The organism is Desulfovibrio porci (assembly GCF_009696265.1).
Lineage (GTDB): Bacteria > Desulfobacterota > Desulfovibrionia > Desulfovibrionales > Desulfovibrionaceae > Desulfovibrio > Desulfovibrio porci.
Genome location: NZ_VUMH01000004.1, coordinates 66934 through 91651 on the forward strand (window position 1 = coordinate 66934; position 24718 = coordinate 91651).

At 62.9% G+C, this 24718-nt stretch carries 24 protein-coding genes and 1 riboswitch; of the genes, 14 read left to right on the plus strand and 10 right to left on the minus strand.

What is annotated here, in order from left to right; translation table 11 throughout:
• The first annotated feature begins 134 nt into the window (after positions 1-134).
• A complete protein-coding gene (locus FYJ44_RS05325) occupies positions 135-446 on the plus strand; it encodes a pseudouridine synthase (protein WP_154509886.1) in 312 nt (103 codons plus the stop codon).
• An 87-nt stretch (positions 447-533) separates the two neighbouring features.
• Here FYJ44_RS05325 and FYJ44_RS05330 read toward each other — a convergent pair whose 3' ends face one another.
• Positions 534-4508 (minus strand): EAL domain-containing protein, encoded by a 3975-nt coding sequence (locus FYJ44_RS05330; RefSeq protein WP_154509888.1) that lies wholly within the window; start codon positions 4506-4508, stop codon positions 534-536.
• A gap of 233 nt (positions 4509-4741) precedes the next feature.
• Between FYJ44_RS05330 and FYJ44_RS05335 the strand changes: the two genes are divergently transcribed.
• Complete coding sequence (locus tag FYJ44_RS05335) at positions 4742-5110, plus strand: hypothetical protein (RefSeq protein WP_154509890.1); 369 nt, start codon at positions 4742-4744, stop codon at positions 5108-5110.
• Between the two features lie 103 nt (positions 5111-5213).
• Here the strand turns inward: FYJ44_RS05335 and FYJ44_RS05340 are convergent, their stop codons facing one another.
• Positions 5214-6020 (minus strand): exodeoxyribonuclease III, encoded by an 807-nt coding sequence (locus tag FYJ44_RS05340; protein ID WP_154509892.1) that lies wholly within the window; start codon positions 6018-6020, stop codon positions 5214-5216.
• A gap of 206 nt (positions 6021-6226) precedes the next feature.
• On the opposite strand from FYJ44_RS05340, the gene FYJ44_RS05345 reads away from it, so the two are divergent.
• From FYJ44_RS05345 to FYJ44_RS05380, 8 genes are all read left to right on the plus strand, one after another.
• On the plus strand, positions 6227-6817 hold the full coding sequence (locus FYJ44_RS05345; RefSeq protein ID WP_154509894.1) for an IMP cyclohydrolase: 591 nt from the start codon (positions 6227-6229) through the stop codon (positions 6815-6817).
• 47 nt (positions 6818-6864) lie between these two features.
• The gene (hflX, locus tag FYJ44_RS05350) at positions 6865-8514 is read left to right on the plus strand and encodes a GTPase HflX (RefSeq protein ID WP_326833670.1); all 1650 of its coding nucleotides are present in this window, start codon (positions 6865-6867) and stop codon (positions 8512-8514) included.
• A 195-nt stretch (positions 8515-8709) separates the two neighbouring features.
• The gene (locus FYJ44_RS05355) at positions 8710-9588 is read left to right on the plus strand and encodes a MurR/RpiR family transcriptional regulator (protein WP_195840957.1); all 879 of its coding nucleotides are present in this window, start codon (positions 8710-8712) and stop codon (positions 9586-9588) included.
• Positions 9589-9600: 12 nt separating this feature from the next.
• On the plus strand, positions 9601-9876 hold the full coding sequence (locus FYJ44_RS05360; protein ID WP_154509900.1) for a Rid family hydrolase: 276 nt from the start codon (positions 9601-9603) through the stop codon (positions 9874-9876).
• Between the two features lie 44 nt (positions 9877-9920).
• Positions 9921-10409: a TRAP transporter small permease gene (locus FYJ44_RS05365; protein WP_154509902.1), complete on the plus strand. Its 489-nt coding sequence runs from the start codon at positions 9921-9923 to the stop codon at positions 10407-10409.
• Complete coding sequence (locus tag FYJ44_RS05370; protein ID WP_154509904.1) at positions 10400-11701, plus strand: TRAP transporter large permease; 1302 nt, start codon at positions 10400-10402, stop codon at positions 11699-11701. The genes FYJ44_RS05365 and FYJ44_RS05370 overlap by 10 nt, the downstream gene beginning before the upstream one ends.
• Positions 11702-11753: 52 nt before the next feature.
• Positions 11754-12755, plus strand: coding sequence for a TRAP transporter substrate-binding protein DctP (dctP, locus tag FYJ44_RS05375; protein ID WP_195840958.1), 1002 nt, complete (start codon positions 11754-11756; stop codon positions 12753-12755).
• Between the two features lie 131 nt (positions 12756-12886).
• Positions 12887-14212: an MmgE/PrpD family protein gene (locus tag FYJ44_RS05380; RefSeq protein WP_195840959.1), complete on the plus strand. Its 1326-nt coding sequence runs from the start codon at positions 12887-12889 to the stop codon at positions 14210-14212.
• Between the two features lie 172 nt (positions 14213-14384).
• Here the strand turns inward: FYJ44_RS05380 and tnpA are convergent, their stop codons facing one another.
• Together tnpA and FYJ44_RS05390 are read right to left on the minus strand one after the other, a co-directional pair.
• Positions 14385-14843 (minus strand): IS200/IS605 family transposase, encoded by a 459-nt coding sequence (tnpA, locus tag FYJ44_RS05385; protein WP_154509910.1) that lies wholly within the window; start codon positions 14841-14843, stop codon positions 14385-14387.
• Positions 14844-15107: 264 nt separating this feature from the next.
• Positions 15108-15803, minus strand: a complete 696-nt coding sequence (locus FYJ44_RS05390; RefSeq protein ID WP_154509912.1) for a hypothetical protein — start codon at positions 15801-15803, stop codon at positions 15108-15110.
• 202 nt (positions 15804-16005) lie between these two features.
• Between FYJ44_RS05390 and rfbF the strand changes: the two genes are divergently transcribed.
• The 3 genes from rfbF to FYJ44_RS05405 all read left to right on the plus strand — a co-directional run bounded on the left by rfbF (position 16006) and on the right by FYJ44_RS05405 (position 18506).
• On the plus strand, positions 16006-16770 hold the full coding sequence (gene rfbF, locus FYJ44_RS05395; protein WP_154509914.1) for a glucose-1-phosphate cytidylyltransferase: 765 nt from the start codon (positions 16006-16008) through the stop codon (positions 16768-16770).
• Positions 16771-16839: 69 nt separating this feature from the next.
• Positions 16840-17973: a CDP-glucose 4,6-dehydratase gene (gene rfbG, locus FYJ44_RS05400; protein WP_154509916.1), complete on the plus strand. Its 1134-nt coding sequence runs from the start codon at positions 16840-16842 to the stop codon at positions 17971-17973.
• A gap of 53 nt (positions 17974-18026) precedes the next feature.
• Positions 18027-18506, plus strand: a complete 480-nt coding sequence (locus tag FYJ44_RS05405) for a dTDP-4-dehydrorhamnose 3,5-epimerase family protein (protein WP_154510155.1) — start codon at positions 18027-18029, stop codon at positions 18504-18506.
• A gap of 151 nt (positions 18507-18657) precedes the next feature.
• Here FYJ44_RS05405 and cobI read toward each other — a convergent pair whose 3' ends face one another.
• The 6 genes from cobI to FYJ44_RS05435 all read right to left on the minus strand — a co-directional run bounded on the left by cobI (position 18658) and on the right by FYJ44_RS05435 (position 23879).
• The gene (cobI, locus tag FYJ44_RS05410) at positions 18658-19377 is read right to left on the minus strand and encodes a precorrin-2 C(20)-methyltransferase (protein ID WP_154509918.1); all 720 of its coding nucleotides are present in this window, start codon (positions 19375-19377) and stop codon (positions 18658-18660) included.
• On the minus strand, positions 19374-20192 hold the full coding sequence (locus FYJ44_RS05415) for an ABC transporter substrate-binding protein (protein WP_308579421.1): 819 nt from the start codon (positions 20190-20192) through the stop codon (positions 19374-19376). The genes cobI and FYJ44_RS05415 overlap by 4 nt, the downstream gene beginning before the upstream one ends.
• A 19-nt stretch (positions 20193-20211) precedes the next feature.
• The gene (locus FYJ44_RS05420; RefSeq protein ID WP_154510159.1) at positions 20212-21054 is read right to left on the minus strand and encodes an ABC transporter ATP-binding protein; all 843 of its coding nucleotides are present in this window, start codon (positions 21052-21054) and stop codon (positions 20212-20214) included.
• A 32-nt stretch (positions 21055-21086) separates the two neighbouring features.
• Positions 21087-22148 carry a FecCD family ABC transporter permease gene (locus FYJ44_RS05425; RefSeq protein WP_154509920.1) on the minus strand — a complete coding sequence of 354 codons (1062 nt, stop codon included), beginning with the start codon at positions 22146-22148 and terminating at the stop codon, positions 21087-21089.
• 140 nt (positions 22149-22288) lie between these two features.
• Positions 22289-22482: riboswitch (cobalamin riboswitch) on the minus strand.
• Positions 22483-22518: 36 nt separating this feature from the next.
• The gene (locus FYJ44_RS05430) at positions 22519-23283 is read right to left on the minus strand and encodes a purine nucleoside phosphorylase YfiH/LACC1 family protein (RefSeq protein WP_288230917.1); all 765 of its coding nucleotides are present in this window, start codon (positions 23281-23283) and stop codon (positions 22519-22521) included.
• Complete coding sequence (locus tag FYJ44_RS05435; RefSeq protein ID WP_229772517.1) at positions 23274-23879, minus strand: 5-formyltetrahydrofolate cyclo-ligase; 606 nt, start codon at positions 23877-23879, stop codon at positions 23274-23276. Before FYJ44_RS05435 ends, FYJ44_RS05430 begins: the two co-directional genes overlap by 10 nt.
• Positions 23880-23993: 114 nt before the next feature.
• Here FYJ44_RS05435 and FYJ44_RS05440 point away from each other — a divergent pair, with 114 nt between their 5' ends.
• Entirely contained in the window at positions 23994-24683 is a 690-nt protein-coding gene (locus FYJ44_RS05440) for a metallophosphoesterase family protein (RefSeq protein ID WP_154509924.1), read from the plus strand.
• Positions 24684-24718 lie beyond the last annotated feature (35 nt).

Genomic DNA, 24718 nt, shown 5'->3' on the forward strand with positions numbered 1-24718 from the left:
CGCGCTCCGCACAGCGTGTTTTCGGCATATTTCTTGCTGATAAAAACGCGGACGGTCAAATTTTCCGACGTCCGCGTTTTTTCGTGTCCGGGCTTCCCCTGGTCCGGCCCGCAAGCAAGAAGGAGCACAAGCGCATGGAACTGGAATTTCGCTTTCGCAATAATGATCTGGGACCGTATTTCCCCACTTTTCAGGAGCGGGTCAACACCATGCTCCCCGCCCGCCCGGCGGAAACGGCTGGCGCAGCCGCCGAAGCCGCTGCGCCCGAGCTGCCCTCTCCGGAAGAATGCGCTCCGGTCACGCCCCATCTGCCCGGTATGGAAGAAGTTTCTCAGACCCTGGCCCAGGTGGAAGAGAAGGCCGCCCTGCAAAGCCAGGAGTTGATTCAGGTCCACTCCGGCCTCAACGAGCAGCGGGTGGCGCGCCTGCTGGGCCTGCTGGACTGATTCCGCGCAAAAAACGCCATTCCCCCTGCCGGCCGGAAAATCCCGCTGCCAATCGGCGGTTGCGCCACGGCAGCCCCCGGGGCACGCTCAGTCGCTTCCCGCAAGCGGCGGCCCGCCCAGGTACTTTGCCTCGAACTCCGCCACGGGCATGGGCCTGTCGTAGAGAAATCCCTGGCCCAAACCGCAGCCGAGTTCGCGCAAAATGTGTTCCTGCTCCTCATTTTCCACGCCTTCGGCAATCACTTCAATCCGCATGTCGCGGCACATCCGGATGACGTTCTTGAGAATAATCCGCTTGCGTTTCTGCAAGCGGAGCGAGCTGATCAGGCTTTTGTCCAGCTTGAGCACATGAAAATCAATGTCGCCCAGCGCGGAAAGATTGGTGTACTTGGTGCCGAAGTCGTCCAGCGAAATGGAAAATCCGGCGTTGTACAGATTCCCGGCAGCCTGGTGGAGCAAGCCTTTGCCCAGATCGGCCAGGCTTTCGGTGATTTCAATTTCCAGGTTGCGGCGCGACACGTCGTACCGGGCCAGAATCGTTTCCATGCTGGACACGATGTCGCGTTCAAGCAGGGTCAGGCGGGAAAAATTCACGGAGAGCGCCGGACAGACGAAACCCCGTCGTTTCCATTTTTCCTGCAGGCGGCAGACCTCCTCAAAGGCGAACAGATCCACGTAACGGATCAGGCTGTTTTTTTCCAGAGAAGGGATGAACCGGGCGGGCGAAACGAGGCCCGCCGTCTTGTCCCGGTACCGGATCAGGGCTTCCGCGCCGGTCAGCGTCCGGTTCCGGAGCTCCACCTTCGGCTGAAGAAAAATTTCAAATTCCCGCTTTTCCAGCGAAGCGAGCAATTCGTGCAGCACGGCCCGGCGCTCGCTGTCCACGCCGCCCCTGCCCGAATCGTAATAACGCCGTTTTTCCACCTTCATGAACTGGCCCGCCAGTTCCAGCAGCCGGTCCACGTCCTTTTCCGCATTGTCCCAGGCGGCTCCCACGGCCGCGCTGAAATGCCCGAATTCCTCCACCCGGCTCCCGACTTCCGCCACTTTCCCGTCCCAGTCCTCAAGCGGCATGTCCTCGGCCAGGGCCACAAACTCGTCGCCGTTGATCCGGAACAGCAGCCCCTGATCCAAAAACACATCGCGAAGAATGGACGCGAATTTTTTGATGTAATGATCTCCGGTCTGAAAGCCGCGCGTACTGTTGATGCCTTTGAGGTTGTTCAGGTTGGCCGTCATGACGCCCAGCGAGGAAACCGCGTTGGCGTCATAGTCTCGGAGGTATTTTTCATAGCTGCTGCGGCTGTACAGTCCGGTCCACGCGTCATGGCTGCCGGCATACAGGATGCTTTCCATCAGCCGGCGTTTTTTCCACTCGCCGACCAGAAAGCCGCTGAACGATTCCAGAAAGGCCATGTTCTGAAAATTGCTGGAGATGTTTTCGATGCACAGGCAGCCCAACTCGGTTTCGCCGTCACGCAGCTGCAGCCAGCGCTGGTTGTCGATGCCGTTGCGCTTCATGGACTGGTACATGTCGAAGGAATAACAGAGCATGACCTCGCGGTGCTCAATCATGATCGGTCGGCCCCATTCGCGGTCCCGCAGCCACGAGCTCACGATCCGCCTGTCCTCCTCGCTCGGGAAAAGCCCGGTGCCGGACTGTGACTTGTGCCAGATGTGGGCGCAGCGGTAGCCCTCCGCCGGGTCGCGGCATTCCCAGAGCCGCACGGCGTCGGCCCGGAAAAAGCTGCCCACGGTTTCCAGGCCGCTGCGCATGGCCGACTCCAGATCGTGGGCTTCGCTCATGCGCTGGATGCCGCTGATAATGCTGTGGCTTTCCGTGGCGCCGTTTTCCAGCGAATCCACAATACTTTTGTCGTTGGAAATGTCGATGGCCAGGGCCAGCAGGGCCTCCCTGCCCCGCCAATGGACCAGCTTGTTTTTGATCAGAAATTCCTGCTCCAGCGCGCTGTTGAGGTTTTTCCACAAAAAGAACTTGTCCGCGGACCAACTGGCCTTGCTGCAAAACGGGCAGGGGCTGTCGCGCTTGTGCATGACCTCATAGCACTTCATGCCGATACATTCCGCCTCGGACCGGCCGATGCGCTCGTAGAAAGCCTTGTTGCCGCAGATGAGATTGAAGTTGTCGGGATCCACCAGATAGGCCATATCGCCTTCGCCGCCCACAAACGAGGCAAAGGGATCTTCCTCTTCCCGCGGCGTTTCCTCCACGGGCCGGCGCGTTTTCCCCGCGGTTCCGGCCCCTCGCTCCCGCCGGGTCTTCAGACCTCCCAGCGGGCCGCCTTCCCGGCCGTTATAAAACACATAGGAACCTTTTCCGCCGCTCTTGGCGTCGTAGAGGGCGGTGTCCGCATGCCGGAAAAGCTTCTCGTAGAAAGCGCCCCCCTGTGCCAGGACCACGCCCAGGCTGCAGGAAAGCTCCGGCTCCTTCTGCTCGCCGAGCACCGTGTAGAGCACGTCCAGCCGCTCCCGCACCCGGGCCTCGGAGCCGATATTTTTCAAAAACAGGATGAATTCGTCGCCGCCGAAACGGCCGATAATGTCGCTGCGCCGGAACGTCCGACTGACCAGACCGGCCAGTTTGACCAGCACTTCGTCGCCCGCCTTGTGGCCGTATACGTCGTTGATCTCTTTGAAATTATCCATATCCAGGATTATGAACGCGCAGACTTCGTCTTCCTGCACCCGCTTCAGATAGTCCCGAATGGCCGTTTCCGCCGCTTTTCTATTGAACACGCCGGTCAGCGGGTCGCGCTCGGCCTCGTACACGAGTTGAATCTGCTGCTTTTTCCCGGCGTCGATATTTTTGATGTAGAACAAGGCAAGAAGGTGTCTGGTCATGGGATCCTGAAACAAATGAACCTTCAGCTCCATCCACATCATCTTGTTCTGTTCCACAATGCGCCGGAATTCGCAGCCCAGACGGTCAATGCCGTTGGCCCACGACTGCTCGAAATTCCGGCATTGCATAAGTTCAAAATAGTGTTTCCGGTCGTCGGGATGGACCACCTTGTTGACGAATTCTTCAAACAGGGACGAATAGCTGACCGTATGGATGATTTCGTTGTACAGATTCCACATGCCGCCCACGCGGATGAGCCTGTCCTCGGTGACGTCAAGCTGCGCGTAGGCGTCTTTTTCGGACAGCATGGACTGATAGAACCGGGTCTCGTTGAGGTAATTCAGCAGCGTTTCCTTTTCGCGCGAAATATCCTCCAGAATGCCCACCGCCCGGCGTCCGGAACTCTCCTCCGCCTGCATCGCCACCAGCGAAAGGCGCATCCAGGCGTACCGCCCGCCCACGTCCGCCGTTTTCCATTCGCATACGGCACGCGGCTCGCCGCTCTCCAGACTGCGGAATACGTCGGCCACCGCGTCCGCAAAGTCCGGCGCCACCACGCCGGAGGCCAGAAGCGTCGCGGGAAAATCAGGGCAGGCCGGTGAGCCGGGCGGGACTGACAGAACGTCCGCCGCCGGCGCTCCCACCCTGTCCAGCACGTCGCGCGCCAACTCATAGCGGGCCGAGCGGGCGTCCACGTCATACGTAAATATTTCCAGCCCGATCTGGTCCACCGCCAGCCGGGCGGTTGCCAGTCGCCGGGTCAGCTCCTGCTCACGCCGCCAACCGTCGCTCACATCAAAAGCCGCGCAGTACAATATGCCTTCCGCCGCGCAACCGCGGACGACTTCGGTATGCAGCCGGATTTCCCTGCCGCCGGGTCCACGAAATTTCTGTTCCAGACGCAGGGGCGAGGCCGCCCCTGCCTTTCGGCACCAGACGCTCAGCGCCTTCAGCGACGCGGCGTCCGCCAGAGCCGTCAGGCGATTGCCGTAGTTGGAACGCACTTTTTCCAACGGGCAATCCAGCAGTTCATAAAAAGCCGCATTGCCGAAGATTATGGTAAAATCTTCATCGTCTTTCAGCGCAAACAGCGCACACGGAACATCGCGCGCCTCAAAACCGCCGCGCCGCACAGCGGCTTCCCGGACCGCACCCGAATCCCCAAGCCGTGCATCGGGCAAAACTGTCTGCTTTTTCACAATTCCCCCTTCCCGGGTGCAGCCCGCACCTGCGGCGCGTTTTCCGTCCGCCGCGCACCGCGCGGCGGACTGGGCCCGCGACGCTTCCTTTCCGTTGTATCCCGGCCGGGCCGGGTATCTTCAACTTTTCCCTGAAATTTTGCCGCGAGAACGTCGCGGCATTCAGATCGCCCGGTATCCGCCGGAATGAGGACCTCGCGCTTGAGCGGAGCAACGGCTGAAGTAGTTCACGCATGAAACGCGTCAGCTACTCTGCAAGAATTTGTCTGCAAATCCTTGCCACAAAATACAAGAAGCGGTTTTGCCCGTCGCAAACGGGCACTTCAAGTGTTAGATGCTCTAAGGGCGCACTACAAACAGAGCATTTCAACGCTGAAGTGCTCTCACGCCGCACCGTGTGCGGCGTGACGCCGGTCGCTTCGGCCGAACGAATCCTCGAGCCTTACGGCGCTTCTAAAGATAATTTGCTTTACCAGAGAGGAATATGCGGGAATCCGCCATACGGCATGACGAATCCGAGCCGGTGCCGTGTCTTCAGGATGCAACAAAAACATCCGCAACGTCAAGAAAATACACTCAAAAAATATCACAACATACTGTAGATTAAGGATTTTTTGACACTCAAGCTTCAATCTTCTTCCGGACGCCATAACCGATTCCCGGCCGTACTGTTCGGAAGTCCGCCCGTCGGCAGGGCCGCTGAGCTTACACATCCAGAGCCAGGCCCACCGGGCAGTGGTCCGAACCGCGGACGTCGCTTTCGATCCAGGCGTCGCTGACCGCCGGGACGAGTTCCTCGGATACGAAGAAGTAGTCAATGCGCCAACCGATGTTCTTTTCCCGCGCGCGGGTTTTGTACGACCACCAGGAATACTGGTCCGGCGCCTCACCGTGCACCTTGCGGAAGGTGTCCACGTAGCCCAGGGCCGTGAAGCGGTCCAGAAAGGCGCGCTCCTCGGGCAGAAAACCGGTGTTTTTCACGTTCTGTTTGGGCCGGGCCAGGTCCACGGGCTTGTGGGCAATATTGAAATCGCCGCAGACCACAATGGGTTTGCTTTTGCGACACTCTTGCGCATAGCTGAGAAAAGCCTCGAAAAAGCCCATCTTGTAGGGCACACGCTTGAAGCGGCCCGTGGGCTTGCCGTTTTCATCCAGTTCCTCGGCCCCGCCGTTGGGAAAATAGCCGTTGAAAAAATGAAAATCCTGAAATTCCAGATGCAGCAGGCGGCCTTCGCCCTGCCACTGGGGATCGGGCAGCTCCGCGCGCACGGCCAGAGGCTTCAGCCGACTGAAGACCGCCACCCCGGAATAGCCTTTTTTTACGATGCTTGAGGACCAGTGGGCCTCCCAGCCCGCCGGGCTGACCAGCTCTTCCTTGAGCTGGTCCGGGTGGGCCTTGGTTTCCTGCAGGGCCACGATCCCGGCGTCGGTGCGCGCGAACCACTCCCATTCCGGCTTGGCGGAGAGAGCCCGCAGGCCGTTTACATTCCAGGAGACAAGTTTGATGAGCATATGTCCTCCACAGGCCGCAGCATAGCCAAGGCCGCCGCCGGGGGCAAGCCGCGCCGGACGGGTGCGCGCCCCATTGCGCGCGCGGCGCTTTTTCGTTACACGAAAGGTGTTGCCGGACAGGCCGCCGAATCCGCCGGATGGCGGTTTTTCAGGGGCCGCGCGGTCCCTGCCGCCTGTGCCCGGTTCACCTTTGAAGGAGCCCCTGTATGGAAGTTCTGCCAATCCGTCGCGCCATCCTGAGCGTCACGGACAAGAGCGGCCTGGTGGATTTCGCCACGTTTCTCACTTCCCGCGACGTGGAGCTGATTTCCACCGGCGGCACCCAGAAAGTGCTGGAAGCGGCGGGCCTGCCCGTCACCGCCGTCAGCACGGTGACCGGCTTTCCGGAAATCCTGGGCGGCCGGGTCAAGACCCTGCACCCCAAAATCCACGCGGGCATCCTGGCCAACAAGGATGACCCCTTCCACATGCAGACCCTGGCCGAAAAAGGCATCCGCCCCTTTGATCTGGTCTGCGTCAATCTCTACGACTTCGCCGGAGCGGTGGAGCGCCACCTTTCCCTGGAAGACGCCGTGGAGGAAATCGACATCGGCGGCCCCTGCATGCTGCGCGCGGCGGCCAAAAATTTCCACAGCGTCCTGGTACTGCCCTCGCCCCAGTGGTACGGCGCGGCCATGGACGAACTGCGCCAGCACGAGATGAGCGTGAGCCTTAACTTCCGGCAGATCATGGCTTCGCGGGCTTTTGAGGCCACGTCGCGCTACGACGCGCTGATCACCTCCTACCTGCGGCCGTAATCCGCATACTGCAAGGAAGGCGCACCATTCCCAAGCCAGAAGGCAATGTGCAGGGGCTCAAGCCGAGCCAGCTCAACGCTCTGAACCGTCTGTTCAACCGCCGTTTTCCGGCGGCGGACGTCTACACCACCGAGCAGGCCCGCGAGCTGGCTCTCCTGTCGCGCGCGTTGGGCCGCCAACTGGGCCTGCTCATCGACCGCAAGGGCCGGGTGCAGATGGTCCTGGTGGGCCAAGCGGGCAGCATCCTGATTCCCGAGCTGCCGCGCGGGCGGACCGGGCAGGAACGCCTGCGCGGCCTGCGCCTGCTGCACACCCATCTTTCCCCGGACGGCGTCAGCCAGGAAGACCTTATGGACATGCTCTTCCTGCGGCTGGACGCGGTCATCGCCCTGAGCGTGAACCCCACGGGCGATCCCGTGCAATGGCAGGCCGCTCATTTGCTGCCTTCCGGCGCGGCGGACAAGCCCTACCATCTGGACGCGCCGCAGCCCTGGGACCGCACTGCCGCGCAATTCGCGGCCACAGCCGAGGCTCTGGAGGAAGAGCTGGCCCGGCGCGGCGAAGACGCGCGGGAAGCCGTGGACGCGCCGCGCGCCCTGCTGGTTTCCGTGGCGGCCCAGCCCCGCGTTCTGCAGGAGCGCAATCTGGACGAACTGGCCGAACTGGCCCGCACCGCCGGGCTGACCGTGGCCGGGCGTATGGTTCAGCGCGTGGCCCAGGTCAACCCGCGCCTGATTCTGGGCAAGGGCAAGGTGGCGGAACTGGAGGTGCTGGCCCTGCAGGGCCGCGCGGGCATGCTGATCTTCGACGGCGAACTTTCGCCCGCCCAGCTGCACAATCTGGCTGACATCACCGAGCGCAAGGTTATTGACCGCACCCAGCTCATTCTGGACATTTTCGCCCAGCATGCCGTGAGCAGGGCGGGCAAACTCCAGGTGGAGCTGGCCCAGTTGCGCTATACCCAGCCGCGTCTGGTGGGCAAAAACCGGGCCATGGACCGGCTCATGGGCGGCATCGGCGGACGCGGCCCCGGCGAAACCAAGCTGGAGACGGACCGCCGCAAAAGCCGCGAGCGCATGGCGCGCATCCGCAAGGAACTGGACCAGTTGCGGCGGCAGCGCGCCTTCACCCGGGCCCGCCGCTCGCGCCAGGGCATCCCCCTGGCCGCCCTGGTGGGTTACACCAATGCGGGCAAGTCCACCCTGCTGAACACCCTGACCCGCTCGGAAGTGCTGGCGGAAAACAAGCTGTTCGCCACGCTGGACCCCACCACGCGGCGGCTGCGCTTTCCGGCGGAACGGGAGATCATTCTGGCTGATACCGTGGGCTTTATCCGCAATCTGCCCAAAGAACTCACGGATGCCTTCCGCGCCACACTGGAAGAGCTGGAGGCCGCCGATCTGCTGGTGCATGTGGCTGACGCCTCGCATCCCGACCTGCTCCAGCAGATCACGGCAGTGGAAACCATTCTGGCCGACATGGAACTGGACCGCGTGCCGCGCCTGCTGGTGCTCAACAAGTGGGATCAGCTCGCTGTGCCGGCACGGGCCGAACTGGCCGACGCCTTTCCCCTGGCCCTGCCTATCTCGGCCAAAAGCGGGGACGGCCTCGCCCCGCTGCTGGAACGCCTGGAAAGCGATCTGCTGATCCGGACCGGACCGCCCGTCATTGCGGATCTGCCCTTCTCCCTGAACTGACGTTCTTCCCGCCACGCTTTCCCGGCAGGGGCAAAGGCCCGGCTGCCCGCCAGGCCTCGGTCCTCGGGCCGGATATCTTCTTCTTGCCGTCGTCCATACACCCTGTTATGAAAATTTTTTTTCATAAATGATTGACGTGTTCTTTTTTTCTCTATAAATGAAAAAAAAAGAACATAAAATACAATGGTGAATGAAATGGTTCAAAAATTGCTCGACGAAATCAAAACCGCCATCCCGACCCTGCCCGCCCTGCAAAAAAAAGTGGGCATCTTCATCTGCGAACATCCCCAAATGCTGGGCCTGCTTTCTCTCTCGGAATTCGCCGAACGCATCGGCGTTTCGCGGCCCACGGTAAGCCGTTTCTGCCGCTCCCTGGGCTACAAGGGCTTTCTGGAATTCTCCCGCTCGGTGCAGCGCGTCATTGAAGATGACATTTCCCACGCGGGCTTTTTCCGCCACGCCTACGCGCAGAATGCCTGCGCCGCCGCTGGCGGCGTCGCCCACGCCGTGGTGGAGCGGGACATGATCAACATGCACAAGCTGCTCAACAATCTTCCCGCCGAGGCCATCAGCCGCTGCGTCAAAAAAATGCGGGAATGCGTTTCCATCAGTGTTGTGGGCAGAATGAGCGCCTATCCCTTTGCCGTGTATTTTGAACAGCTTCTGGCGAAAATCAGCGACAAGGTCTGCTCCCTCAGCGGTTCCGACGTCATGCAGGCCGCCGCCATTTCACGGTTGGACGAACACAGCCTGGTGTTCTGCATCGCCTTTCCGCGCTATTCGCGCGTGGCGGTGGACCTGGCCGCCCAGGCCAAACGCAGAAAGGCCGTGGTGGTAGGCATCACCAACAGCGAATTTTCTCCTCTGGCTCCCCTGAGCGACATCCTTTTCACGCTGGATGTGGACATCGTGTCGTATATCGACCTCATGGGGCCGGTCATGGCCCTGATCAACATTCTCTGCGTCGAGTTCGGGCATGCCCAGTACACGGCCACGGAACAGCGCCTGCGCGATTACGACGCTCTGGTCGAGGAATCCTTTTTTCTGCGCAACGCCACGCACGCCAAACACTAAAGGAATTTCGCCATGAAAGTCACTGTCACCGCCCCGGACGCGCCCGCCGCCATCGGCCCGTACAGCCATGCCGTCATTCACAATGGTCTGCTGCTGACATCGGGGCAGATCGGGGTCGACCCGTCCACAGGCCGGATGGCCGGTCCCGATGCCGCCGTGAATGAGGAATACAAAAACTATTTCATGTCGGGCTACCCGGCGCGCTGCTGTGTGGCCACAACGGCCATGGCCCTGAACGCCAAGGTGGAAATTGAACTCCTGGCGGCGGTATCGCCCCGGAAGGGTTGAGGATTCACGCGCTCCGGCGCCGCACAAGGCACAAGGGGGGTCTTATGGAACGTGTCTTCCGCTGTCTGCTCACTTTTCTGCTCTGTCTGGTGGCCGCCATGGAATGCCTGCAGGTTCTCCTGCGCTACATTCTGGAAATGCCCATCATGTGGCTGGACGAATCCATCATCTTTCCGGCGGTCTGGCTGTACATGCTGGGCTGTGCCAACGCCTCGCGCGAAAATACGCAGATCGTGGCGAAAATCCTGCCGGTCTTCTTTTCAGGCCCCCGGCAGACGGCGTTTTTCGACCTGTGCGCGCAGTGCTTCAGCGCCGTGATTTCCTGCTGGCTCACCTGGTATGCCGTGGAATATTTCTTCTACACCTTCGAGGCGGACAGAAAGACCGGCTACCTTTTCCTCCCCATGACCATCGGTGAAACCGCCCTGTGCGCGGGCATGCTGCTCGTCACCTGGTACACCCTGCTCCAGCTCGCCAGAAGCGCCCGGCGCATGCGGGCGTTGCTTCAAAAGGGGAAACCGCTATGCTCGTAGATCTCGTTATCAGCATCGCCATTCTGGTTTTCCTGCTGTCCTTCGGCACGCCGCTGCCCTTCTGCTTTGGCGGCGCGCTCATGTACATGGTGCTTTGCACAGACATCGGCAGCATGAGCGGCATGTACCTCTGGGGCTTTGAACAGCTTATCAATCCCGTGCTGCTCTGCATTCCGCTGTTTGTCTTCGCGGGCAACCTCATGAGCGAAAGCGGCATCGCCGACGCCCTGCTGCGCCTGTGCAATCTGCTGCTGGGGCGCTTCAAGGGGGCTCTGGGCTCCGTGGCGGTGGTGGCCTGCGCCATCATCGGCGCCATCTCCGGCAGCGGCCTCACCGGCGTGGCCGCCACCGGGCCGCTGCTCATCCCGCGCATGGAAGCGCAGGGCTACGACCGGGCGTATGCCACGGCCCTTATCGCCAACGCCTCGGTGCTGGGGCTGCTCATCCCGCCGAGCATCAATATGGTGGTCTACGGATGGGTCACGGAAACGTCCATCCTGGCCTGCTTTCTTTCCACGCTTCTGCCGGGCCTGATTCTCATGCTGGTTTTCTGCGTGGTGAACAGCTGTTACGTCCGGCGGCGGCCCATCCGCGTTTCCAGCGAGTCTTTCGGCCAGGCCGTGAAAAAACTGCCGAAAACCGGCCTGGCGGCCCTGCCCGCCCTGATGATGCCCGTCATCATCCTCGGCGGGATTTACGGCGGCATCATGACGCCAACCGAATCCGCCGCCGTGGCCTGCGCCTACGCCATCCCCGTGGGTCTGTTCGTTTACCGGGGCCTCCGGCCCGGGGCCATCAGCATGGCCGCCAAGGAATCGGCCACGGCGGTGGGTTCCATCATGGTCATGGTCCTTTTCGGGCTCATGCTCAGCCAGCAATTCGTCTTCGGCGGCCTGCCGCAGGAACTGGCCGATTTTCTGCTCGGCGTCACGCAGAACAAGGCCGTCCTGCTGTTGCTGATCAACGCCGTGCTCATCTTCGTCGGCATGATCCTCAACGACGTGACGGGCATCCTGCTGATGTCGCCCCTGCTGCTGCCTCTGGTCAAGGCCATGGGCATCCATCCCGTGCATTTCGCGGCCATTATCGGCGTCAACCTTTCCATGGGCACGCTGACCCCGCCTTTCGCGGGCATTCTCTATTTCAGCATGCGCATCGGCAAGGTGGAATTCGCGGACATCGTGGGCCCCGTGATGCTGCTGCTCTGCCTCGGCTACATCCCCATGTGCTTTCTGGTGACTTTTTATGAGCCCCTGGCCATGTGGCTGCCGCGGTTCTTCGGGCTCGTCTGATCTCTCTTCCCCGCGCAAGGGGAAAAACCGCCAACGGACAAGGAGGCTCCAGATGTTCAGGCATTTCACGGCATTGTTATGCGCGGTCTTGTTGCTCTGCGCGTTCGGCGTCACGCCCGCCTCGGCCGGCAAGGTATGGAAACTGGGGCACACCCTGCCCAAAGACACGCCGGAAGATCTTGCCATTCAGGACTTCGCCCGGCGCGTGGGCGAACTGACCAACGGAGCGATCAAGATCAAGGTTTTTCCGGCCATGCAACTGGGGGACTGGACGGTCATGCAGCAACGAGTCTCCATGGGAGGGCTGGAAATGGCCACCCAGCCGCCCAGTTCCCAGGCAGACAAGCGCATCTCGTTCCTCTATTTCCCCTACCTGTTCAAAAACGTAGCCATGCTGCAAAAAAATCTGGCCGTGGGCGCGCCTTTCCGTACCGCCCTGGATCAGCTCTTCATCGGCCAGAACATCTATCCCGTCACGTATGTTCCTCTGTTCTTCGGCGGCGTGGGCAGCAAAACACTGCCCAAGGACTGGGACAAACCCGGCGCGCCCAAGGGAATCAAGCTGCGTGTCCCCAATGATCCCTCGTTCGCCCTGCATGCCGAAAGCATGGGCTACCAGCCCACGCCCATTCCCATGTCCGACACCTTCACCGCCCTGCAAACGGGCATCGTGGACGGCGTGCTGGGCTTCGGAGCCGTGGGCAACTATGTGAACTACCGCGATCTGGTGAAATATTACATCCCGCTCAACGACTTCATTCAGCTCTGGCCGGTCATGATCAACCTCAAACTCTGGGAAGGGCTGCCCGAGGCGCAGAAAAAGGCCGTCACCCAAGCCGCCGGAGAGCTTGAAGCCCGTCGCTATGCCGACTTCACCGCCCTGGACGCCAGTTACCGTTCCAAACTGCAGCAGGCCGGAGTAAGCGTGGTGGATGTGTCGCCGGAAGTGATCGACGCCTTTGCCAAAGCCGCCAGGGAACAATGCTGGCCCGCCCTGAGCGAAAAAATCGACAAAACGTGGATAAGCAAGGCCCTGGAATCCATCACGGAATAAACAAATCCCGCACCGCGCCGCGTTCGCAAGAAATTCCGGACGCGGCGCGGGCGGACACCGCAAGCATTTTGATTCATGCAGCCGCCGGGACACATTTGAAACGAAACGGCCCCGCCATAAAGGATGCTCCCATGCGCACCGGCACCGACACGGTTCTGGACTTCATCACGCAATTCGATCTGAGCCGAAGCGACGCCGCCGTGGTCCGCCAGGCGCGGCGCTGCCTGCTGGACGGCCTCGGCGCGCTCCTGGCCGGTTGCCAAACGCCGCTGGCGGCCTTGAGCGCGCGCCTGGCCGTCGCCCATCTGCCGGAAACCCCGAAAGAGCGCTGCACCCTGCTGGCCGGAGGCACGGCCTCGCTGCTTGGGGCCGCTTTCGCCAACGGCTTTGCCTCCAATGCCCTGGATGTGGAACACGGCTACCGCCCCACCCAAGGAAGGCCCGGCGCATGCCTGTTGCCCGTGCTTCTGGCTCTGGCCGAAACCGCGCCCTCGCCCGTCAGCGGGGCCTCGCTGCTGGAAGCCCTGGTCGTCGGCTATGAGGTTGCCATCAGGGCGGGGCTTTTGCGCAATACGGACGACCACAATGTCTTCACTTCAGGCGCGTGGGCTTCTCTGGGCGCGGCCGCCGCCGGAGGACGCCTGTTGCGGCTGCCGCGCGCCGTTTTGCGCCAGGCTCTGGGCGCCACGGATTACCACAGCCCTCTGGGTTTGATCCTGCGGGGAGTGCAAACCCCCTGCATGGCCAAGGACGGCGTCGGCTGGGGAGCCTTTACGGCCATGTCCTCCCTGCTTTTGGCGCGTGAAGGCTTCACCGCTCCGGAGCCTCTGTTCAGCGAAGCGGCGGATCCGGACATGAACGGACTGGGCCGGGACTTTCATTTTTTACATCTTTATTTCAAACCCTTCTGCTGCTGCCGCTGGACCCACGCCGCCGTGGCCGGAGCCCTGGCCCTGGCCCGGAAGTATGATCTTGCCCCCGGCGACATCGACAGAATCCGCGTATACACGTTCAGCCATGCCGCCGCATTGAGCCGCGACCATCCCGGGGATACCGAGCAGGCCCAGTACAATCTGACGTATCCCGTGGCCGTGGCCCTGGCGGACGGCTGCGTGAGCGGCGTTCAGGTTCTTCCGCCCCGGCTCGCAGCCCCAGAAGTCCTGGCGCTTCAGGACAAGGTGGAGGTGGAGGTGCGCGAGGACTTTGAACGGGAGTTCCCGGCCCGGACTCTTGCGGAAGTGATTCTGGAGGCGCGGGGCCGCACCTATGCGTCAGGCCCGCTGGAACCCCCATGGGAGGCGGAAGACAGCCCCTCTGACGCCGAATTGCACGAAAAATTCCTGCGGCTCACCACGCCCCTCTGCGGCGAAGCCGAGGCGCAACGATTGGCCGGATGCGCCTGGCGCGCGGAATCCCTGGAGGACGCCAGACAACTCCTGCCGCGCCCCAGGCCTTGATGCCCGCGCGGCTGGGAAAGACTGTGCCCAGAGCACGGCATCCGGTTACGCGGAACGCTCCCGGAAAAAGAGACCCCCCGGCCTAGCCGGGGGTTCTTCATATGCGCCTGTAAGGCTTTCTTACCAGCCGCGCCCTTCCAGGCGCATGTGCGATCTGACATTCGCATTTCTGCTACTTGCGGCCCGTAAACGGGCTTCCTGGGTAGGGAAGGCTCAGTTGCGCACCAAGTTTGTCCTGTTCCAACTGATGCTTTATGTAATCCTGTATTTTCGCTTTGTTTTTACCTACCGTATCCACGTAAAAACCACGGCACCAAAATTCGCGACTGCGATATTTGAACTTGAGATCACCAAATTGCTCGTAGATCATCAAACTGCTCTTGCCCTTCAAATACCCCATAAAACTCGACACACTCATTTTGGGTGGGATTTCAAGCAGCATGTGAATGTGGTCCGGGCAACATTCAGCTTCCACAATGTTCACATCCTTCCACTCACACAATTTACGCAGTATTTCTCCGATGGCTCTTTTCTTCTCTCCGTAAAACACCTGCCGGCGATATTTGGGCGCAAATACCACGTGATATTTGCAGTTCCACCGTGTGTGGGCTAGACTTTTGACGTCACCCATGTGACCTCCTTTTGATTTGTTGACTCGCAGTTGCCAGACCGCGAGACCTTTTAACAAATCAAAAGGAGTTTTGCTGTCATACTCATAGCTTTAAGCTTTTGGGAACCCCCCGCCTAGCGGGGGGGTTTCTTCATACAACAAAGCGGCCCAATGTTTTTTCAACATTGGGCCGCCCGCTGTTATTCAAGGGAACAAAATCATCCTGACCGGGTGCAAGGTTTTATGAGACAAATCCTTGCGGAGCATTTCAACTTTAAAAATGCTCTAAATATTCACCACGCCGCCCTCAGCGGGCTTGTCCGCCCCGCCGCCGGGATTGGCCTTGTCCTTGCTTCCGTTGTCCTTGTTCCCGCCATCCGGCCGTGCCGACGGCGCGCCGGAAACCGGCGGCGCGGCAACGTCGGCCGCATAGGCCTTGGCCGTGTTTTCCAGTATGGCCTGCCCCACCACCAGCCAGTTGTCGCCTTTTTTGCGCAGGGCCAGCCAACTGGTCATCCTAGCGGGCGTGGTGACCCTGGCCACCGCCGCCGTATCGCTCAGTTCAATTACCTGAGCCTGTTTCAGGGATTCAGGCACCCAGGGGCAGTCCGGGCTCTGGGCTTCGCGGCACTGGGCCATCATTTCGCCCGTGCTCACGCCGCGCGTGTACTGGCCCTGTAAGCGGTTTTCCATATTCAGCACGCTGCCCAGCAGGTCGTCCATGCCGCCCAGCCCCAGCATACGGCCCAGAGAGTCCAGGGAACTCAGGGCCTGATCCTCACGGGTCAGGTTTTTGATCTGGTTGGCCGCGAAGGTTTTCATATCCAGCTGGGCCAGAAAAGCCGCGCTGTCGTTTTTGTCCAGAGCCTCAGCCAGCCTGTTCAGGGTTTTCTGCGGGCCGGAGGCGAAACAGGCCGTGAGCAAAGCCGTCAACAGGGCCGCCACCAGAAGAAGGGAAGACGGCCGACGCAACATATTCATAGCAACCTCATGTTATACGCGCCGGGGCGCGGTACTGTTGTTCCAACGGAAAGACTATAGCGCGCGGCACGGCATAATGCAAAGCCCTGGAAACAGCGGCGGCCCGCCCTGCCGGGCGGGGCTTTTTTTCCGCGCGGCCTTCTGCTACAGGTAGCCGAGTCTTACGGGGCGCGTGCCCCGCAAGCGACGTCAGGAGGCTTTTATGAAAGTGATCATTATGTGCGGCGGCAAGGGCACGCGCCTGCGCGAGGAAACCTCGGTCAAACCCAAGCCTATGGTGGAAATCGGCGGACGGCCCGTGCTCTGGCACATCATGTCCATCTACGCCCGCTTCGGCTTCAAGGATTTCATCCTGCCTCTGGGCTACAAGGGCGAGGTCATCAAGCAATATTTCCATGACTACAACATCCGCAACACGGACTTCACCGTGGAGCTCAAAAGCGGCACAATCACCGCGCACCCCGGCCATATCGAAGACTGGCGGGTGACCCTCTGCGACACTGGCCAGGAAACCCTCAAGGGCGGCCGCATCAAGCGTGTGTCCAAGTATATCGACAGCGACCGCTTCATGGTCACCTACGGCGACGGCGTGGCGGACATCGACCTGAACAAGTTGCTGGAATTCCACGAACAGTCCGGCACCATCGGCACCTTCACCGGCGTGCGCATGCCTTCGCGTTTCGGCGCGGTCCGCACGGACGCGGCGGGCAAGATCCTCTCCTGGGAGGAAAAGCCCGTGCTCAACGAATACATCAACTGCGGCTTTTTCGTCTTTGAGCGCCGTTTCCTCGACTATCTGAGCGAGGACGAAAACTGCGATCTGGAAAAGGAACCCTTGCAGCAACTGGCCGCCGAGGGGCAGCTCTCCATGTACCCGCATCCCGGCCAGTGGCAGTGCATGGACACCCTGCGCGACTCTCTGAAACTGAATGAGCTCTGGGACAGCGGCCGGGCCTTCTGGGTATAGCGCGGGCCGGTTCTTTTGCGCGTATCAGGGATAAAAAATCCCGTTTTCCCCCACGAGTAAGGATCAATCATGTTTGCCAACGCATATCAAGGACGCCGGGTCTTCGTCACCGGGCATACGGGTTTCAAGGGTTCCTGGCTGGCGGCCTGGCTCACGCGGCTGGGCGCGACAGTGGGCGGCTTTTCCGACGGCATTCCCACGGAGCCGTCGCATTTCGCGGCCATGAATCTGGGCGCGCATCTGGAAGACATGCGCGGCGACATACGCGACCGGCGGGCCATGCTTGACGCCGTCCGGCGCTTCAAGCCGGAGGTGGTTTTCCATCTGGCAGCCCAGGCCCTGGTGCGCAAGTCCTACGAGGATCCGGCGGGCACCTTTGAGGCCAACATGCTCGGCACCATGAACGTGCTGGAAGCCGTGCGCGCCTGTCCCTCGGTGCGGGCCGTGGTCATGATCACCTCGGACAAGTGCTACCGCAATGACGAATGGGTCTGGGGCTACCGCGAAACCGACCATCTGGGCGGAGCCGATCCCTATTCCGCCTCCAAGGGCTGCGCGGAAATCATCGCCCACTCCTATTTCCAGAGCTTTTTCAGGGAAGGCCCGGCCTGCGCCACGGTGCGCGCGGGCAATGTGATCGGCGGCGGCGACTGGGCTCTGGACCGCATCGTGCCCGACTGCGCGCGGGCCTGGGCCGAAGGCCGGGCCGTACAGATCCGCAGCCCCTGGGCCACGCGGCCCTGGCAGCTCGTGCTGGAACCGCTTTCCGGCTACCTCTGGCTGGGCGCGCGCCTGCTGGACAGCAACGGGACGGACGGCGCGACGACCGGCTTGCCGTTCGACCCGCGCGGCCAAGCCTACAACTTCGGCCCGGCGGCGGACGTCAACAATACCGTGGCCGAAGTGGTGCAAGCCCTGGCCCGCCACTGGCCCGGCTTTGAGCATCAAACGGACGCGGCCGGACAGGCCGGCATGAAGGAATGCACACTGCTCAAACTCTGCTGCGACAAGGCCCTGGCCCATCTGGGCTGGAAAGCTACCCTCAACTTTGACGAAACCATCCGCTATACCGCCGAATGGTACCATCGCTTCTACCGGGGCCGGGACGACCGTACGCCGCCGGATATGCTGGATTTCAGCCTGGGCCAGATCGCAGCCTACACCAACGCCGCCGAGCAGCGCGGCCAGGTCTGGGTGCGCTGATGGACGCGCGCGTTCCGGAGAACACGGCCGTGGACTCCCCCACCGCGCGGGATATGGGTATTGTCGGCGCGCTGTTCCAGCCTCTGGCGGTGATTCCCACGCCGGGCGGGCCGGTGCTGCACATGCTGCGGCCCCATTCGCCCCTGCTGCCCGATTTCACGGCGGGCTTCGGAGAAATCTATTTCTCGGAAGTGCTGCCCGGCGCGGTGAAGGCCTGGAAGCGCCACAGCCGCCAGACCCAGCTTTTCGCCGTGCCGCGCGGCCTGCTCAAGATCGTGCTCTACGACGACCGTCCCGGTTCGCCCACGCGCGGCGTGCTCTGCGAACTGGCCTTGGGCAGGCCGGAACACTACGGCCTGCTGCGCATTCCCGTGGGCGTCTGGTACGGCTTCACGGCCTTGGGCGAGGAAGCCGCCCTGATCTGCAACTGCGCGGACATTCCCCACGACCCCGCCGAAGGAGAACGCCGCCCGCCTGACGATCCGGCCATCCCCTATGCCTGGGAGAGCGCCGCGCAGTCCGGCGAACGCTGAGCATAGCCCGGAACCAGAAAAAACGGGCCGGATTCAGCCGGCTGCTTCGCCGCGCCACGTTGTTTTTTGATAACTTCAGAAAGAATCTCTTGTGACGCCTTGACGGGCCGCCCTCGCGGCGGCCCTCGCCGTCATCCGTCTGAAACTGCCGTCATTGGCCCGGCTTCGCCGCCGGATTCCGGCTTATAATCAACGACATATAGGGCGGCGTGCCGTCCATCCCGTCCACGCCGCGCCGGATGCGTTCTTCCGGCTGTTCCACATGACTGGCCAGCAGGCCGTCCGCCAAGCGCTCCGTGGCGCGCAAGGCCTCGCAAATGCCCGGGAAGTTGCGGTAGGCCTTGAGGATCACCGCCGTATCCGCGCCAGCCAGTTCCGCCGCCAGATTATCCCGTCCGTTGATGCCGGGCAGAATGCGCAGGCTCTCGCCGCCCTCGCAGAGCACCGTGCCCGTGCGCGCGGCGGCGGCCTGGAAGGAGGTGATGCCCGGCACGATTTCCACCGGCAGATGGGGCGCGATTTCCCGCAGGGTGCGCAGCAGATAACCGAAAGTGCTGTAGATCAGCGGATCGCCGATGGTCAGGAAGGCCGCGCTTTCGCCGCCTTCCAGCACCTCGCGTGCGGCCTGGGCGGCCTTGAGCCAGGCTTCCCGCAAGACTCCGGCGTCGCGGGTCATGGGAAATTCCAGCCGCAGCAGACGCGCGTCGGGCCGAAGATGGGGCCGGGCCGTATCCAGGGCGGCGGAATAGTCGTTGCGCGGCGAAGCCGCCGCCAGAATCACATCCACCGCGCGCAGCACATTCACGGCCCGCAGGGTCAGCAGGTCGGGCGCGCCGGGGCCCACGCCCACGCCGTAAAGAGTTCCGTTCATTGCTTTTCTCGCTCATCCGCTGGGTGTAACCATTTTTCCAGTTCTTCCGCCGCCTCCACGGACCTGGGGCCGGGCCGGGCGAAGCGGTCCTCGTCCACCACCAGCACGCGGCCCGCGCGCGCGGCGCGCAGATCCCGGTAATGGGCGCGTTCGGTCAGCGGCTGCGGATCGGGATTCATGGGGCCCTTCTGGATCAGGTAAGCGTCCGGGTCCGCCTGGATCAGGGCCTCTTCATTGAAACGCACCAGCTTTTTGTCGTCGCCGACCACGTTTTCACCGCCCGCCGCGGCGATAATTTCATTAACGATGCTGCCCTGTCCGGCGGCCAGCAGGTTGGGATAGCGTACTTCATAAAAAACGCGCAACGGCTTCCGGCCCGCGTTACGCGCCCGCAGCGCCGCCAGGCGCGCGCTCCAGTCCCGGATCAGCCCGGCGGCTTGCCGCTCCCGGCCCGTGAGCCGTCCCAGCTTCTCCAGCACGCCGAACATCTTGTCAAAGGAATCCATTTCAAAGGTCAGCACATTGACGCCCAGCTTGCGCAGAGCCTCGGTCTGCAACAGGGCCTCGCGCCGTCCGGCAAGCTGGAGAACCAGGTCCGGCTTTTGGGCCACGATCAGCTCCGCGTTGGGCCGCATGTGGGTTCCGACGGCGGGCAGGTCCGCCAGTTCCGGCAACTGGGCGTCGGCCACGGTGCGGGCCGCCAGCAGATTGCGCGCGTCCAGGGCCAGCAGCAATTCGCTGTAAGCGCCGTACAAGGCGATGATCCGCGTGGCGGGCCTGTCCAGCCGCACGCTGACGCCCGTGTCGTCCGTCACTTCAATGGGCGCGGCGGCCTCAGTCCGCCCCGTCGGCAGCAGGATCGTCAGGGTCAGAAGCAGCGGCAGAAAAATCGCCGCTCCACGGCCCGGATGCGCGGCCCGGCAGAGCCTGGGGCAGTCCCCAACGAGGATGCGGAAAAACGCGGATGGGAATGTCGTACAAGGCACTGAGCTTCTCCTCGGTAAAAATCTCGGACGCGGGACCGTCAAAAAGCATTTGTCCGTTTTTCAGGCCGATCAGCCGGGTGGCATACAGGGAGGCTAGGTTGCAGTCGTGCATGGCCATCAGCACACAGGCCCCGGCGGCCCGGCGGCGCTCCAGCAAGTCGAACAGCTCCACCATGCGGGCCAGATCCAGACCGGCGGCCAGTTCGTCCAGCAACAGCAGCGGGCTTTCCTGGGCCAGAGCCCGCGCCAGCAGCACCCGCTGCAGCTCCCCGCCGGACAGTTCGTCCACGCGGCGTCCGACCAGCCCGGCGGCTCCGGTGGCGGCCAGAGCCCGCTCCACGGCTTCGTAATCCCGCCGCCCGTAGCTGCCCAGCCAGGAGAGATAGGGATAGCGCCCCAGCAGCGCCATGTGGCGCACGCTCAGGCCGGGCGGACATTCCGCACGCTGCGGCACCACAGCGACCAGCCGGGCGCGCTCACGCGGACGCAGGCGCTCCAGCGATTTGCCGGCCAGGCATATGTCGCCGCCCTGGGGCCGCAACACGCCGGAAATGCAGCGCAGCAAAGTTGTCTTGCCGCTGCCGTTGGGTCCAAGCAGGGCCACACTTTCGCCGCCGCGCGCCTTCAGGCTTATGCCGCGCAGCACGGGCCGCGCGCCATAGCCCGCCGTCAGGCCGCGCACGTCCAGCATCACTTTTTCGGACAGAAGTCTTTCGCCGGGCATCAGCGACTCCGCACTAGCAGGGCGAAAAACGGTCCGCCCAGCAGGGCCGTGACCACGCCCACGGGCAATTCCTGACCGCCGCCCAACACGCTGCGGGCCAGCACGTCGGCCCAGATCAGCAGCACACCGCCGCCGAAAAACGCGCCCGTCAGCAGGGGACCGTGTCCCGGCCCCAGCAAGAGGCGCAGCACATGCGGCACCACCAGGCCCACAAAGCCGATCACCCCGGCCACGGCCACGCACCCCGCCGTCATGCAACTGGCCCCGGCCAGGAACCAGAAGCGCGCCCGGCCCACGTTGAGGCCCAGTTGCGCGGCCTGCTCGTCACCCAGGGAAAGCACGTCCAGGGCCCGCCAGCCCAGCCCCACAGCCAGCAAACCCGGCGCAAACGTACCCAGCAGCAGGGGCAGACTGTCCCAGCCCCGTCCCTGGAGGGAACCCAGAATCCAGAACACGATGCTGGTCACGGATTCTTCGTTAAGGGCCTTGACCAGAGCCACCAGGGCTCCCAGAAAGGCGGCCACGGCAATGCCCGCCAGAATCACGCTTTCGCGGCTGAAATCCCCCCTGCTCCGTCCCAGCCACAACGCGCCGCACAGGGCCAGCAGGGCTCCGGCCAAGGCGGCGGGAGCCACCAGCCCGGCTTGGGAGAGTCCGAACCAGACGGCCAGACCGCCGCCCAGCGCTATAGCCATGCTCGCGCCGCAGGCCGCGCCCGCGGAAATACCCAGCGTAAAGGGATCGGCCAAGGGATTGCGCAGCACGCCCTGCAAGGCCACACCCGCCACGGCCAAAGCCCCGCCGCACAAGGCCGCCAGGCAGACCCGCGCCAGACGGATCTGCCCCACCACCAGCAGGCGGGAGGCGTCCACCGGCGCGTCGCTCAGGCCCAGGCTGACGGCCAGCGTCTGAAAGACCTCGCCCGCGCCCAGCGGGAACGGCCCCGGCAGGCAGGCCAGCGGCAGAGAAATGAGCCAGAGCGCGGCCAGTCCGGCCAGCGCAAGGCGCAGGGACCGCGATTCGGGCGGCCTGGAAAAAGCAAAAGCGGCGTCTGTAGGCATACACTGCGGGGCTTGCGGACAAAAAAAGGCCTCTTCCATACTGGAAGAGGCCCGTATTTCCTCTGCCTGACCGGCAAAAACCCGTTGCCGGAGACGTTGCCGCGCCTTGAGCATCCAACACCTGAAATGCTCGTTTACGGCGGGCAGTTGGGACAACGGCAGGTCTTCCGGCTTGATCCCTTTGCCCCGGCCTTCCCGTTTCCAGTGGCGCAAGATGGGGCGCGGTTGATGGATCTCACGGCGGCGGGTCCGCTCCCGTTTCACACGGGATTCCCTTTTCAAGCCGGTGCGCGCCGCTACGGCGGGTCCGGCTACCGTTGCCACAAGGCACCTTAGGCGCGGCGCGGCGCGCTGTCAATGCGGGCGCGGCTCAGGCCGCGATCCAGATCAGGCTGGCCTGACGGCCGGACTTTTTCTCCCGCCGGTAGGAGAAGAATTGCGCGGTATTGGAGGCCGTGCAGAGATCCAGGCCGTAAATCTGGCGCTCGGGCAGGCCCGCCTGCCGCAACTGATAGCGGGTAAGACTCCAGAGATCCATGGTTTGCGTGTCCAGGTCGAACCAAGGCCGGAAGTCGTCGCTCCATTCCCGCTCGAAATTGACGAATTCCGCCCGCCCAGGTCCCAGGCTGGGACCGCGCACAGCCAGCAGGTCGCGGGCTTTGAGATCATAGCGCGCGCAGAAACGGGCCACGCCCGTGCCCGGAAAATCGCAACGGTTGCCCCGCCAGCCCGCGTGCAGGGCCGCCACATAGCGGCCGCTTTTATGCGCCAGCAAGATGGGCTGGCAGTCCGCTGTCTTGATCAGCAGGCCCAGGCCGGGCCGGGAGGTGACCATGCCGTCGCCCTCCGCCGCGGGCCGGGCTTCGCAGGCCACGGCTTCCGGCTCAAAGACCAGCGCGTCGCCGTGCACCTGATTGAGTTCCGCCCAGGCCGCAAGCCCGCACGCCTGCAAGGCCGCCAGCATGCCCCGGCGGTTGCCCGTCACACGGTCCGGGTCGTCGTCCGTGCTGAAGGAGATGTTGCCGCCGTCATACGCGTCGCGATACCTGCCGCCGGGCATGGCCGCGCGGACCTGAAAGGCGCAGCGGACGTTTTCAAGGCCGGGGAACTGAAAGGGAATGTAATTTACAGACACAGGAATTGCTCTTCCGTGCAGAGATAGTGCACGCGCTGGTCCCACTGTTCGAGGGGCAGGTTTTTGGTGATCTGGAAGGCGAAACACAGGCCCACGCGCGGGCAGGTCAGTCCGCTGTCCAGAAAGCGGTCATAATAGCCGCCGCCGAAACCCAGGCGGCCGCCGCGCCGGTCAAAGGCCAGACCCGGCAGCACCAGCAGATCCGGCTTGAAGGCCTTGCCCGCCTCTTCCGGGCCCAGACCCGGCAGACTGTCCTCCGGTTCGCGCAGGCCGAAAGGGCCGGGCCGCAATTGCTCCGGCCCCGTGCAGGCCACGAATTCCATGCACCCCGGCTCTTCGGGCCGGACGCGCGGCAGCCAGACCGTGCGTCCGCTCTTCCAGGCCGCATCCAGCAATTTGTCGGTGGACAGTTCGCCCTTGAGCGCCACATAGAGCGCCACGGAGCGCGCGTTGCGCCAGCAGGGGGCCTCCAGCAGGCGTTGCTGGGCCTCCAGACTGCGCGCCCGCGCCAGGCCCGGCGGGTGGTTGCGGCGCAGTTTGCGGATGCGCTCGCGCAGGGCGGCCTTGCGCGCCGCGACGGACGCCTCGGATTCCATGGGTTCCGCGGATAAGGTGAATGCGGGCTGTGTGGGATGCATGGCGGGCCTTTCCATCCGTGGCGAGTTATGGCAGGATTGCGTTACGATTCTTATAACAAAGGATGGGACGCCATGCCAAGTGCCGATGCGCAGGATTATCTCTGGATCGCCGTAGGCGACATCCACGACGAGCCCGCCTGCTTCGAGCGGATTCCGGAACTGGCCCAGGCTGACGGCATCATCGTCACCGGCGACCTGACCATCACCGGCGGCGTCAAGCAGGCCGAACTGGTCATGGAGGCTCTGCGCGCCCGCGACCTGCCGGTCTGGGCTCAGATCGGCAATATGGACCGGCCCGAAGTGGACACATGGCTTAGCGAGCAGGGCTGGAACCTGCATACCATCACCCGCGAACTGACGCCGGATACGGCCATTTTCGGCGTGGGGGCCTCCACCTTCACGCCCTTCGGCACGCCCAGCGAGTTTCCCGAATCCACCTTCGCGACCTGGCTGGACGCCTGCTGGCAGCGCGCCCGTCGCTATCCGCACACGGTGCTGGTTTCCCATAACCCGCCCAAGGATACGGCCTGCGACGTAATCCCCGGCGATGTCCATGTGGGTTCCACGGCGGTGCGCGAATTTCTGGAGGAAGCCCAGCCCGACATCTGCCTCTGCGGCCATATCCATGAGGCCAGAGCCGTGGACCGCGTGGGCCGCACCGTGGTGGTCAATCCCGGCGCGCTGGCTCAGGGCGGCTACGTGGTGTTGCGCTCCAATTCCGGCCGCTTGTCGGCGGAGTTGCGCGTGCTCGAAAATTGCTGACGCCGTCCGCGCGGAGCCTTTCTTCCGGCCGTCTG